This is a genomic window from Cerasibacillus quisquiliarum, from assembly GCF_014202495.1.
Lineage (GTDB): Bacteria > Bacillota > Bacilli > Bacillales > Amphibacillaceae > Cerasibacillus > Cerasibacillus quisquiliarum.
The window spans coordinates 1-13,229 of the sequence record NZ_JACHHA010000003.1; the positions used below are offsets into that span (position 1 = coordinate 1).

The window sequence follows — 13,229 nt, forward strand, 5'->3', positions numbered from 1 at the left end:
AAAGCCACCGAATTAAATATAGGAAGTCTATATTTTAATCGGAAAATGTTCAAAATTAATGAGCAAAAAGTGTTCAATTTTACTTGACGGTTACATTATTACGGTCGATTGATTCACTTGTAAAAATAAAAGGGTGATTTTTTGAGAAAAATAATTTCTTATATTTGTTTATATCTATTATTAATCGGTTGTCAATCCGAAATAAATTTAGATGAAAAACATGAATCTGTTAAATATAATCATTCGCCAAGTGAACAGCAATCTAAACAAACTAAACAGAATCAAGAAGAGAAAAATAAATCCGTTGAACGAGATGCTGAGGAAGCCGTTCAAGCTACACACCGTGTTGATGAACATAATTGGTATATCCGACCTTTAAATGAACAGGAAAACGAACAAGTTGTTTTGTTAACGATTGATGATGCACCAGACCAATTTGCCCTAGAAATGGCCCATATTTTAAAAGAGAAAAACGCAGGTGCGATATTTTTTGTTAATGGGCATTTTTTAGAGACTAAAGAACAGAAGGAAATTTTAAAACAAATTCATCAAATGGGATTTGTTATAGGGAATCATACATATAGTCATGCCTACTTACCAGATATAAGTGAAGAAAAACAAAAAGAAGAAATTATACGTGTTAATGATTTGGTGGAGGATATTACAGGGGAAAGACCGGCCTTTTTCCGTGCACCGTTTGGGGCAAATACCGACTATTCGGAGCAAATCATTGCAGAGGAAAATATGAAGATGATGAATTGGTCTTACGGTTATGATTTTCAACCGGAATATATGGATAAAGATAGACTAACCAAGATCATGTTAGAAACAGAACTTCTACATAATGGAGCAAATATATTGATGCATGACCGAAAGTGGACAAAAGAAGCATTAGAAGATATTGTCATAGGATTACGTGAAAAAGGTTATGAAATCTTAGATCCACATTATTTGGAAGTCGAATAATCCTATTCCTTACTGGATAAAAGCTTCAAAATACAAAAAGGAAGAACTATAAAACCAAAATAGATACTAATATGACACACTAAATAGAAGTTAAACATAAAATGTGTTATACTAATGGCGAATTAATGTTGAGGATTAAAGGAGAGGTAAAAGTGGGGACCATCATCTGCAAAGATTGCCAAAAAATTGTTGAACACTACGAAGCAAATAAAGTGACGACACTTTACGGTCAATGTAGCAAATGTCAGGCAAAAAAATAAATGAGATTTCCTTTGCACATCAACTCTAAATTGATGTGCTTTTTTATAATTAAATTTTATGTTTCGTGTCACTATCAGTTGGGAATAATATAATAAACTAACTAAACGCATATTGAACAAATTGAACAGCATATGTATCAATGAGAAATAAACATTCGGAATATTTTTTAAATGATTGGCGTTATATAGAGTTAGATAGTCCCTTCGTAAAAATTAAAATGAAAGGAAGTGCGTCATGATGAAGTTTGTGTTAGACACATTGCGTCAGGAAGAAGAAAAAGAGCGTTTACAAGTGCTACGAATGGAAATTGATTATGAATTATTAACTCTATATGATGCAATGCAAACAAATGATATAACAATAATCGTCCAAACAAAAGAACGTCTTAAAAAGCTAACAAAAGAACTTATTGATATTAAACAACGCTATACGAACAGTTCCGATAGAGAAATTGATAAAAATCGGGTTAAATAAGAAATAAGGAGTTCAGTTGAAGATAAAACTGAACTCCTTATTTCTTGTTATAATTGTATTATCTTTATGCGGGGGATGTTGATTATAAATACAAAGACAATCCAATATTTTTACGATTTATAAGTATGTGTAAAATAATTCTCGAAGATATTTATACAAAAAATTAGCTAAAAAGAAGAGATACGCTTTTGTAAATGTATGCGTACTAAGCAAAACCACGTAAAAAAGCCATTTTATAAATGAATTTGATTAAAATGATACATATTAATACACCAAACTGTGAATTTAATTGAATTTGAGGAAAGCGTTCGTATCCTGATGTATGATGTATTTGCACTGATTTTGAGGGAAAAATGAATATTGTTATTGTGAAAGACAAAAAACTGAAGCTTGGACCGTGAAAAGAAATGCTGAAAGGGAAACCCAATTTATTTTGGTGCAGTAAGATTTACATATACGCTTAGTGTCGGAAATACTAGTATGAGAAGGTTACCGATAAAAGCTTGACATCATTTTAACTAAAATTAACCATTGACAACGATTTCATAACGTTGTAGACTTAGTTTAAATATTAAACTAAGTTTTATAAGGACATGGTTTAAGTGTTAAACAAAGTTCTTTTACAATAGAAAGGAGTTTTTTAATCATGAGCTATTTTCCGAATATAGATGTGGTTCAATATGAAGGTCCGAAATCCAACAATCCATTCGCGTTTAAATTTTATAATCCAGAAGAAAAAGTCGGAGACAGAACAATGGAAGAAATTCTTCGCTTTGGCGTTGCTTACTGGCATACATTTACAGAAGATCTATCCGATCCGTTTGGTGCTGGTACAGCAATCCGCCCATGGGATAAGTATTCTGGCCTAGATTTAGCAAAAGCAAGAGTGGACGCGGCGTTTGAATTTTTCGAAAAAATAAATGCGCCATACTTCTGCTTCCATGATGTCGATATTGCGCCGGAAGGGGATACACTAAGAGAAACAAATAAAAATCTCGATACGATTGTAGCGATGATTAAAGACTATATGAAAGACAGTAAAACAAAATTGTTGTGGAATACGGTCAATAACTTTACACATCCACGTTTCGTGCACGGTGCGGCATCTTCGAATCATGCAGATGTATTTGCTTACGCAGCTGCCAAAGTGAAAAAAGGGCTAGAAGTCGGAAAAGAACTTGGTGCAGAAAACTATGTGTTCTGGGGCGGCCGGGAAGGATATGAAACACTCCTAAATACGGATATGAAACTGGAACTTGATAACTTGGCACGGTTCTTTCACATGGCGATTGACTATGCGAAAGAAATCGGCTTTGATGCACAGTTCTTAATTGAGCCAAAACCGAAAGAGCCGACTTCTCATCAGTATGATTTTGATGTCGCAAGCGGCTATGCTTTCCTGCAAAACTATGATTTACAAGATCATTTTAAATTCAACATTGAAGCAAACCATGCAACCCTTGCCGGTCATACGTTTGAGCATGAACTGAGATATGCACGTATTCACAATATGCTAGGCTCAGTCGATGCGAACCAGGGACATCCGTTACTCGGATGGGATACGGATGAGTTTCCAACAGATCTATATGCGACGACCCTTGCGATGTATGAGATTTTGAAAAACGGTGGTCTCGGCCGTGGCGGACTAAATTTTGATGCAAAAGTGCGCCGAGGATCATTTGAACCAGAAGATTTGTTTACAGCTCATATTGCTGGAATGGACAGTTTTGCTGTTGGTTTGAAAGTTGCCCATCGATTAATTGAAGATCGTGTACTTGATCAAGTGGTGGAAGAGCGTTATGAAAGTTTTTCGAAAGGCATTGGCTTAGAAATTGTAGAAGGAAAAACGGATTTTCATAAACTGGAGGCATATGCATTGGGATTGGATGAAATTAAAAATTCATCTGGAAAATTAGAAAGGATTAAATCTACCATTAATCAATATTTGTTGCGAGTGTATGCTGATAAGGAATAACCGGCATGTGTAGGAGGATTAAACATGAAATATGTTATCGGAGTCGATTTGGGAACAAGTGCGGTGAAATTATTGCTTGTCAATTTGTATGGGGAAGTCGTTCATGAAGTTTCAAAAGCGTATCCGTTAATCCAGGAAAAAGCCGGTTACAGTGAACAAGACCCTCACGCTTGGGTAGATCAGACAATTGCTGGATTGTCTGATCTTCTCCGACAATTTGAGGGCAATCCAGAAGATATTGAAGGCATTAGCTTTTCCGGTCAAATGCACGGACTTGTTTTGCTTGATGAAGAGCAGCAAGTACTTAGAAGTGCGATTTTGTGGAATGATACGCGAACGACAGAAGAATGCAAAGAAATTGTTTCATACATTGGAAGAAGGCGCTTGCTTTCAATTACTAAAAACCAAGCTTTGGAAGGGTTTACTTTACCAAAAATCCTTTGGGTGAAAAAAAACGAACCAGAAATTTTTAAACAAGCAAAAACTTTTGTTTTGCCAAAGGACTATGTACGCTTGCGGTTAACCGGAAGGATCCACATGGATTATTCCGATGCAGCGGGAACGCTTTTGTTCGATATTGGAAAGAAAGAATGGAGTAAAGAAATTTGTGAAGAGCTTGGAATAGCTGTTTCGATGTGTCCGCCGTTAGTAGCGTCCCATGATTTTATCGGTACAATCTTACCAGAAGTTGCATATAAGACGGGACTTTCTCCAGCTACACGCATTTTTGCCGGCGGTGCCGATAATGCTTGTGGTGCGATTGGTGCAGGAATTTTGGAAGACGGAAAAACCCTTGCGAGTATCGGCACGTCTGGTGTGTTGTTAACGTATGAAAGCTGTGGAGATAAGGATTTCGACGGAAAAGTACATTATTTCAACCATGCGACAGAAGACAGTTATTATACAATGGGCGTGACACTTGCAGCAGGACATAGTTTATCCTGGTTTAAGGATACTTTCGTGAAAGATAAAAGTTTTGATGAATTGTTAGCGGATGTGGAAAGTGTACCCCCAGGCGCCAATGGTTTGTTATTTACACCGTATATTGTCGGAGAACGCACGCCACATGTGGATGCAACGATCCGTGGCAGTTTTATCGGAATTGACAGTTCTCATAACCGAAAACACTTCACACGCGCTGTGTTAGAAGGGATTACATTTTCGTTGAATGAATCATTGGAAATCTTCAGGGAAAATGGAAGGCATGTCGACACGATTATTTCCATCGGCGGCGGAGCGAAAAATGAAGCGTGGCTACAAATGCAAGCAGATATTTTTAACGCAAATATCGTGAAACTGTCTAGTGAACAAGGCCCTGGTATGGGAGCGGCAATGCTCGCTGCATATGGTTGCGGATGGTTTAACAGCCTTAAAGAGTGTGCTGACCGTTTCTTGAAAATAGAGAAGGTGTATGAGCCAAACGTTGAAAACGTTGAAAAGTATAAAAGCCTGTTTCAGTTATATAAGCAAATATATTCGACAACAAAGACACTCAGTCAGCAATTAATGAATTATAGATCATAGATTAAGAGCTTAAATGGAATAAGAAAGCGTTTAAATAGGTTGATAGGAAAAGGAGGGTGAAAGAGCAAGATTCAACATCTTGCTTTATACAATGAAAACGGAAAAGAAACCGCTAAATTCATATGTCATTTCCATCACGTTAGTCGCAACTTTGGGTGGATTATTATTTGGTTATGATACAGCTGTTATTTCTGGTGCAGAGCAATCAATTCAAAGATATTTAATAGATAGTTTAGGATTAAGTTCTCTTGTACACGGTATTACGGTTTCCAGTGCATTAATTGGTTGTATTGTAGGTGGATTAATATCTGGATATTTTGCAAATCGAATAGGTAGAAAAAATTCTTTAATTATAGCTGCAGTACTATTTTTCATCTCTGCTTTAGGGGCTGCCTATCCGGAATTTTTATTCTTTGAAGTTGGAGAACCGTCAATTGGCTTGCTCGTTATTTTTAATTTATACCGTGTGATTGGTGGAATTGGTGTCGGGATGGCATCTGCACTATCTCCAACATATATTAGTGAAATTGCACCACAAGAAGTTAGAGGACGTCTTGTATCATGGTACCAATTCGCTATTATATTCGGTCAATTGCTTGTTTATTTTGTAAACTACAGTATTGCAAAAGGTCAACCAATTGCTTGGGTTAATGAAATTGGATGGAGATATATGTTTGCCTCTGAAGCAATACCAGCTTTCCTTTTCTTTGTTTTACTATTTTATGTACCTGAAACACCAAGGTATTTAGCGTCAAGAAATAAAAAAGATAAGGCAATGAATGTTCTAACCAAAATTAATAATTCTAAAGCAAAAGCAAAAATGATTATGTCAGATATTAATAAGTCTCTTAGTGCATCAGAAGCTACTGGAAAATTATTTTCTTATGGAAAAACAGTTATTGTTGTAGGTATTTTGCTTTCTATTTTCCAACAATTTATCGGAATTAACGTTGCATTATACTATGCTCCAAGGATTTTTGAAAGTATGGGTGCAGGTCAAAATGCTTCTATGTTGCAAACTGTGATAATGGGTCTAGTTAATGTAATATTTACGATTGTTGCTATTCAGACAGTAGACAAATGGGGCAGAAAACCGTTGTTGATGGTTGGTTCCGTTGGTATGGCGATAGGCATGTTCGGTGTTGCGTTACTTGCACAAGCTGAAATATTCGGTACTTGGACATTAATCTTTATTATTTTTTATACTGCTTCCTTTATGATGTCATGGGGACCGATTTGCTGGGTGTTATTATCAGAAATATTCCCGAACAAAATTAGGGGACAAGCAATGGCTTTTGCTGTTGCAGCTCAGTGGGCAGCAAACTTTTTTATCTCGTCCACTTACCCTCCAATGATGGAATTTAGCGGACCGTTAACTTATGGATTTTATGGTTTGATGAGTGTAATTGCTGCTATTTTTGTATGGAAGATGGTTCCTGAAACAAAAGGAAAGTCATTAGAACAATTGGAAAATATTTGGTTAAAAGGCAAAGCCGAATGATCTGATGAATAAATGAAATATATGTAAATGTCAAGAAAAGGATGAGTTACACTCGTCCTTTTTCACATCTTATAGCGAGGAGCTGTTACCATGCATGTTATAACTAAGAATCTAAACAACAAATGGAAGCTATTTATACTGGAAAATGACCATGGGATGCAAGTTCATTTTCTCAATTTTGGCGGGATCATTACAAAAATACTTGTACCTGATCGAAATGGCCAATTTGAAAATGTCGTGTTGGGGTATAAAAATGTTTATAATTATCAAATGGATTCCGGTTTTCTAGGTGCCATCGTTGGGCCTGTTGCTGGAAGGATTGCAGGAGCATCGTTTGAGCTCGATGGAAAAACATATGAGCTTGAAAAAAATGATGGTTCGAATCATTTACATGGGGGAACAGTAGGATTTCATCAGGTGCTATGGGATGCACAACCATTTGAGTCCCATCACGAAGTCGGAGTAAAACTGATGTATCATCGAAAAGATGGAGAAGGTGGTTATCCAGGGAATTTAAAAGTGACGGTCACTTATTCATTAAATAACCTTAATCAGTTAAAGGTGGATTACTGTGCATCAACAGATAACAAAACGCCAGTTACGCTAACGAATCATGCGTATTTTAATTTAACTGGAGACATAGAGGACACAATTTCCGATCACGAAGTTCACATGAATAGTCATTACTACTTGGAGCTGGATGAGGAACGCATTCCGACTGGCCAGGTGCTGGATGTACGGGGTACGACGTTTGATTTTACCGGTGGTAGGAAGTTAATTGACGGAATTGATTCAGAACTGAAACAACATATATTGGTTGATAACGGATATGATCACTATTTTTTATTTGCAAATGAGAAGGCAGGAACAGTGAAGGTGAAAGATGAAAAAAGCGGAAGAGTGCTCGTAATTACGACCGATCAGCCCGGCATGGTTATGTATACAGCGAATAATCTTGAAGAAGGTCTTGAATTAACAGAAGGAAAATCCAGGAAATATGTAGGGGTTTGTTTTGAAACACAAGGACCTCCAGCTTCCTTGCATTATCCGGATTTGCCATCCATTGTGCTTGATGAGGGAGAAATTTATCGTAAGCAGACGGTGTTTTCGTTTGGGGTGATGAAGTAGGATTTGGGAGATGGATGGTTTATCATAACAATCTCTTTTTCGAGCGAAATAAACTTCAGCTTTGAAGACTCCAGAGTTGTAGTATTTTTAATTATTACTCTTTATGCTTATTCATTGTCTTTTTTCGTCTATCATTTTTCTGATGACTACAGAGGCTCAGAAGCGTTTACCATAATAAAATCTTCAATTTCATATTGTTTCTAATTTCCTAATAGGGAAATTAGAAAGAAGTATGATGGAATAAGCTTAGAAAAGATAAAATTACTAATCGGTCATTAATGTTTTATAGAAAGGTGATTGAGCACATAAAACATTCCATTATAAAGGCATTTGATACGAAATCTATCAAATGCCTTTTTCTTGATGTTTATTCTACACCCATCTGCACTTTATGCTTTCTAAAAAAGTTAGCAATCGTAAACGAATTAACACCCAGGGCAATGGAATCGATGCCCAAAGCCGAAAAGCGGATTTCGGTATTTTCCCGATGGTAAATAGAAAGGCGCTCGTCGAGTATGCGCTGAATCGGGTTTATAATCCAGTGTTCAAACTTGGCGATCCTGTTGCCGATGATAATCACTCCCGGATTAAATGTATTAATAATATTTACGAGTCCGATGCCGATATTTTCCCCTAGGGTATGTAAAAGATTTAAAACTTTTGGATTTTCTTCTTTTGCTTCTTCGTAAAGAAAATCCAAATCAACCGATGTGGCTATTTTCTCTTTTTCGGCAGATGCTAAAAGTGCTTTTTCTGAAGCGTATAATTCCCAGCAACCTTGGCTGCCGCAGGAGCATTTCTGTCCATTCGCATCTATTGTAAAATGTCCCATTTCACCTGAAATACCGGAAGATCCTTTATATAGCTGGTGATTGATGATGATTCCTGTTCCGATCCCGATGCCGATGCTGACATACACTTGATTTTTGATATTTTTTCCGGCACCGTATAGTTGTTCTCCGTGCGCACCGGCATTTGCTTCATTTTCGACAACAATTGGAATGTGGAAGCGATTTTCCAATATTTGTTTTAAATTCACATTTTTCCATTGTAAGTTAGGGGCGAATAAAATAGTGTCATGTGGGTCGACTTGCCCTGGTACACCAATTCCAATCCCGACAATGCCGTAAGGACTTTCCGGTGCTTTATTCATTAAAGATTCGATGACCGCTTGTAGCTGGCTGACAACCACCGTGAATTCAGTTGATTCTAATTTTATCGTTATTTCTTCTACCATATTTCCACCTAAATCGGTCAGCACACCAAGAATATAGTTCACCCCTAAATCAATCCCGATAGAGTATCCTACATGTGGATTAAAATAGAGCATGACCGGTTTCCTGCCTCCGCTTGATTTTCCTTCGCCGATTTCTTGCACAAAGGAAGCTTTGATTAGCTCGGAAACCATTGTTGATACAGTTGCCTTATTTAAACCGGTTTCTTTAGAAATTTGTGCTCGCGATATCGGGCCTTTTGTTTTTATTGTTTCAAATACAATTGATTTATTAATCTGTTTTACGAGACTATTGCTTGCTGTTTGTTGCGACCTCATCTATTTCTACTCCTCAATGCAATCGTTTGCTTTTTATTCTAGCACAGAAACATTCTGTTTATAAGAGTTAGTTTATCAATTAAACTATGATTTGATATTAACAGTTGTCATGTTATGAATAAGCAAATTAAAAGTAATAAAAAAATTATTTAATAACTAAAAGTATGTGTAAAATAATTCTCTGAGATATTCCTACATAATTCTAGCCAAAAAGAAGAGATACGTTTTTGTAAATGTATGCGTACTAAGCAAAACCTCGTAGAAAAGCCTCTTTATAAATGAATTTGATTAAAAATGATACACATTAATACACCAAACTGTGAATTTAATTGAATTTGAGGAAAGCGTCCGAATCCTGATGTATGACGTATTTGCACTGATTTTGCGGGAAAAATGAATCTTGTTATTGTGAAAGAAAAACAAGCTATAGATTGGACTGAGAATAGCTTGACACAAAAGGTTTATAGCTAAAAGTTGCAAGCTATAATTTGTCATAGGATAATGATATTAGAAGGTAATTAGAGGTGTAAATGATGGATAAAACGAAACAAAATGACATATATACTAAAGCAAAAGAGTGGATTATAGAAGCGGGGCAATATATTCGATCAAGAATGTATAAGGAACTTAAAGTAACGACAAAATCGGACCCTAATGACTTAGTAACAGATCTTGACCGTGATACAGAAAGACTATTGACACAACGTATACGTCAAACATATCCGAATCACTTCATTATTAGCGAGGAAGGTTACGGTGATAAATTAACTGATTTAAAAGGAACGGTTTGGATTATAGATCCAATAGATGGTACGATGAATTTTATTCATCAAAAGAGGAATTTTGCAATATCTATCGGGATTTATCATGATCACGTTGGTGAAATTGGCTTTATATATGATGTTGTCGGAGATGTACTATATTCCGCTAAACGTGGGTTAGGTGCATTTAAGAATGAACGTCCCCTAAAGAGGTTGGATAGTAATGTGCCATTAAGTCAAGCTATGATAGCCATGAACCATTTTTGGTTATGTGAAAACCATCTAGTTTGTGAAAAAACGATGCAGAAATTCGTCCGAAGTATTCGTGGAACAAGAACATACGGTTCAGCAGCATTAGAGTTTGCCTATGTAGCAGAAGGTATATTGGATGGTTATCTTGCAATAAATTTATCGCCTTGGGATGTAGCAGCAGGTATTGTTATCGTCAATGAGGTAGGCGGACTGACAACAACAATCGATGGTGATGCGTTAAGTTTATTAACTAAAAGCCCAATATTAACATGCAACCCATCACTTCAATTAGAAATCATTCAATATATAAAAAAAGGAAGAAAAGTGACTTAAATATCAAGTCACTTGTTTCTTTTCTGCTTAATTGAAATTCCAACACCCATAAAAATAAATCCTAATAATATTAATCCAATAACCATCCAAATATTTTGTAAAGAAATCCCGATGGAAGCACCGATGAACATAAGAATCACGAGTATAGCTAACATAAGCATAGGAAAATCTATTTTCTTCACAACTCAACACCTCTATTATGTCAAAAGAAACTCTTTACCTTGGTTAAGTATATATGAAAAAGTAAATAGAAGCAAAAGTACGGATACCGATAATGGATTTTAGTTAAATTATTGTTTAGAAAATGCTATGATGAAATAAGTCTAAATAGTATTTTGTAGAGGAGAACTTCTATGTATATGAACAGTATTATCTTCGATTATATTCTTGATACATACGGAGAACAACATATGTATTGGACTTTATATGTTTTAAATTTAATTTTCGGTGCGATTTCTTACAAACTTGGATTTGCTCGTAAATTATCGTTAACGAAGAACATCATTGTTTATCTATTATTAGCAGTTGGTATGTTAGTGGTTACTGTATTTAGTATTTTTCGATTACCTATTACTGAAAGCCTAATTATTACAACGATTGTGTTATCCATCTACAGATTCCGTCTATACTATCAAAGAGAGAAGAAACAAGGAACCTCAAATTAAAAAACGAGCTTAACTTAGCTCGTTTTTTAATTTGTTCGATTTTTTTCATGGTTTGACTGTTCATCTTGTATATTATCTAATTCTTCCTTGTTGTCTTCCGGTAAGATGTCTTTATTTTGATCAGGTTGAGACGGTACTTGCTGTGGTGCTGGTAGATCAGGCATATAACGTCCTATAATAGCTGCAAGCTCCTCAATAATGCCTTGAACTGGATATCCTTCATTTATTTTATCTTTCATGTTGATTAATCGTTGGTTAATATCTGCATCAGCGATGACGACGGCAGTTTTACCATAAGGATCATTTCTTAGCGCTTCTGATACTGTATATTTGATCGTTCCAACACGTGAACGATCAAGTTTTTTATTGACATCAATACCGACAACAGCATATGGTCCTATAACGAGAGCTGTTGCATTTTTTACCTGTGGAGATTGAACAGCGATGTCCCTAAGATGGTTGGCAATCTTTGTATTAGTGATATTTTGTTCATTTGATTCAATTGATTGTTCAACTCGTAAAAAACGCTCGTTTCTTTCATTTAATGACCTTTGATTTTCTTCATTAAGACATCCCGTAAGTAAAAGGAAGCAGAGTATTATAATGATGCGAAATGTCATTTAGCACCCTCCTAATTAGCGAAACAATGACTGTTCTTAGTCTTTGTAAAAGGTGCTAAATTATACGAGAAAATTTCGGTAAATCATTTAATGATGATTTTTTTAATTCCTTGAATAGGCTGTTCTTTATTTGATCCATCTTTATAATAAAGATGGACAGGTCCTTTTTCTGGAACTGGTTTTCCGTCAACAGCAAATAGTAAATAAGATTCCTTCAGCATATGTACAGGAATAGTCGTTTGTCCATCGTCTGTAACAAGTTCAGCATGTGTAGCATCCTCTTTTACTTCAGCATGTTCAATGAAATGATGAAGAGGCATCACCCAGGAATATTTTAATGCTTCTTTACGCTCTTTTTTCGAAAGGCTTTTATTGACGGGTGGTTTAATATGTTCGTGATGATACCAGTCTTTATCATATCCTTTAACCGTTCTTTTTAATTTCTCTTCTTTTGATTCCTCTTTTTTTTCTACCCCTTTAAGTGCATCGTCTAATAGAATTTTACGATCATCAAAAATCCAAACCGATGGATCTAATGTAATCGGAAATGTAACGCGTCCAGTTATTGGAATAATCAATTTGTAATACCACCTTTCTAGTTTACTCGTATTTAGAATAACAAACATCATCACAAATATCACGAAACAACAATTTCTCTCATAACAATTAGCGGATTTTCATTTGCATTTTAAGATAGCAAACGATAAGATAAATATATGGTCTAAGTTTTGTTACTAACGATTCGTATGAAATGATTTGTTGACTTGTTTCTAACGCTAAGTAACAATGGAGGGGATTTATGTGATGCCTGAGATAACGATAAATTATCGTGATAAAGCCCGTGCCCTTCTTGAGGCTGATGCTGAGAAGATTTTGCGGCTCATAAAGGTTCAAATAGATAATTTAACGATGCCACAATGTCCACTTTATGAGGAGGTATTGGACACCCAGATGTTCGGATTGTCTAGGGAAATTGACTTTGCAGTTCGTCTAAATTTAATAGAGGAAAGCGAAGGGAAAGCATTGTTAGATAATTTGGAAAAGGAACTAAATATTTTACATGAAAAAGCACAGAAATCTGATTGAATTCCTTACATGATTCATAAAACTTTGCCTCTATCGGAAAGGAAAGGCAAGGTTTTTTTTAATCAATTTGCCTAACTCGTATAAAAAATATAACATATTTAAACCTCTTTACCACGTAAGGAGATTTAATA

The 13,229-nt window shown here is 35.7% G+C and carries 14 protein-coding genes; 10 read left to right on the top strand and 4 right to left on the bottom strand.

The features are described 5' to 3' along the window. Positions 1-141 precede the first annotated feature (141 nt). The 7 genes from HNQ35_RS04550 to HNQ35_RS04580 all read left to right on the top strand — a co-directional run bounded on the left by HNQ35_RS04550 (position 142) and on the right by HNQ35_RS04580 (position 7,829). The gene (locus HNQ35_RS04550) at positions 142-966 is read left to right on the top strand and encodes a polysaccharide deacetylase family protein (RefSeq protein ID WP_146935435.1); all 825 of its coding nucleotides are present in this window, start codon (positions 142-144) and stop codon (positions 964-966) included. 125 nt (positions 967-1,091) lie between these two features. Further along, complete coding sequence (locus tag HNQ35_RS04555; RefSeq protein WP_221261423.1) at positions 1,092-1,226, top strand: GapA-binding peptide SR1P; 135 nt, start codon at positions 1,092-1,094, stop codon at positions 1,224-1,226. A gap of 238 nt (positions 1,227-1,464) precedes the next feature. Continuing rightward, positions 1,465-1,701 carry a YkzI domain-containing protein gene (locus tag HNQ35_RS04560; RefSeq protein ID WP_146935438.1) on the top strand — a complete coding sequence of 79 codons (237 nt, stop codon included), beginning with the start codon at positions 1,465-1,467 and terminating at the stop codon, positions 1,699-1,701. 646 nt (positions 1,702-2,347) lie between these two features. Further along, a complete protein-coding gene (xylA, locus tag HNQ35_RS04565; protein WP_146935440.1) occupies positions 2,348-3,676 on the top strand; it encodes a xylose isomerase in 1,329 nt (442 codons plus the stop codon). Positions 3,677-3,700: 24 nt separating this feature from the next. Continuing rightward, positions 3,701-5,200, top strand: a complete 1,500-nt coding sequence (gene xylB / locus HNQ35_RS04570; RefSeq protein ID WP_146935442.1) for a xylulokinase — start codon at positions 3,701-3,703, stop codon at positions 5,198-5,200. A 91-nt stretch (positions 5,201-5,291) separates the two neighbouring features. Further along, positions 5,292-6,701, top strand: a complete 1,410-nt coding sequence (gene xylE / locus HNQ35_RS04575) for a D-xylose transporter XylE (RefSeq protein WP_146935951.1) — start codon at positions 5,292-5,294, stop codon at positions 6,699-6,701. A 90-nt stretch (positions 6,702-6,791) separates the two neighbouring features. Next, positions 6,792-7,829: an aldose epimerase family protein gene (locus tag HNQ35_RS04580; protein ID WP_146935444.1), complete on the top strand. Its 1,038-nt coding sequence runs from the start codon at positions 6,792-6,794 to the stop codon at positions 7,827-7,829. A 367-nt stretch (positions 7,830-8,196) separates the two neighbouring features. Here the strand turns inward: HNQ35_RS04580 and HNQ35_RS04585 are convergent, their stop codons facing one another. Continuing rightward, on the bottom strand, positions 8,197-9,381 hold the full coding sequence (locus HNQ35_RS04585; protein ID WP_146935446.1) for an ROK family transcriptional regulator: 1,185 nt from the start codon (positions 9,379-9,381) through the stop codon (positions 8,197-8,199). Between the two features lie 533 nt (positions 9,382-9,914). Between HNQ35_RS04585 and HNQ35_RS04590 the strand changes: the two genes are divergently transcribed. Further along, positions 9,915-10,727 carry an inositol monophosphatase family protein gene (locus tag HNQ35_RS04590; protein WP_146935449.1) on the top strand — a complete coding sequence of 271 codons (813 nt, stop codon included), beginning with the start codon at positions 9,915-9,917 and terminating at the stop codon, positions 10,725-10,727. Positions 10,728-10,735: 8 nt separating this feature from the next. On the opposite strand, the gene HNQ35_RS04595 is transcribed toward HNQ35_RS04590, so the two are convergent. Further along, entirely contained in the window at positions 10,736-10,909 is a 174-nt protein-coding gene (locus HNQ35_RS04595) for a DUF5325 family protein (RefSeq protein ID WP_170226593.1), read from the bottom strand. Positions 10,910-11,080: 171 nt separating this feature from the next. Here HNQ35_RS04595 and HNQ35_RS04600 point away from each other — a divergent pair, with 171 nt between their 5' ends. After that, on the top strand, positions 11,081-11,392 hold the full coding sequence (locus tag HNQ35_RS04600; protein WP_146935452.1) for a YlaH-like family protein: 312 nt from the start codon (positions 11,081-11,083) through the stop codon (positions 11,390-11,392). Between the two features lie 26 nt (positions 11,393-11,418). Here HNQ35_RS04600 and HNQ35_RS04605 read toward each other — a convergent pair whose 3' ends face one another. Together HNQ35_RS04605 and HNQ35_RS04610 are read right to left on the bottom strand one after the other, a co-directional pair. Next, a complete protein-coding gene (locus HNQ35_RS04605; protein ID WP_146935454.1) occupies positions 11,419-12,012 on the bottom strand; it encodes a YhcN/YlaJ family sporulation lipoprotein in 594 nt (197 codons plus the stop codon). Between the two features lie 83 nt (positions 12,013-12,095). Then, a complete protein-coding gene (locus HNQ35_RS04610) occupies positions 12,096-12,590 on the bottom strand; it encodes a molybdopterin-binding protein (protein WP_146935456.1) in 495 nt (164 codons plus the stop codon). Positions 12,591-12,816: 226 nt separating this feature from the next. On the opposite strand from HNQ35_RS04610, the gene HNQ35_RS04615 reads away from it, so the two are divergent. Further along, positions 12,817-13,098, top strand: a complete 282-nt coding sequence (locus HNQ35_RS04615) for an Fpa/YlaN family protein (protein ID WP_146935953.1) — start codon at positions 12,817-12,819, stop codon at positions 13,096-13,098. The last annotated feature ends 131 nt before the right edge of the window (positions 13,099-13,229 follow it).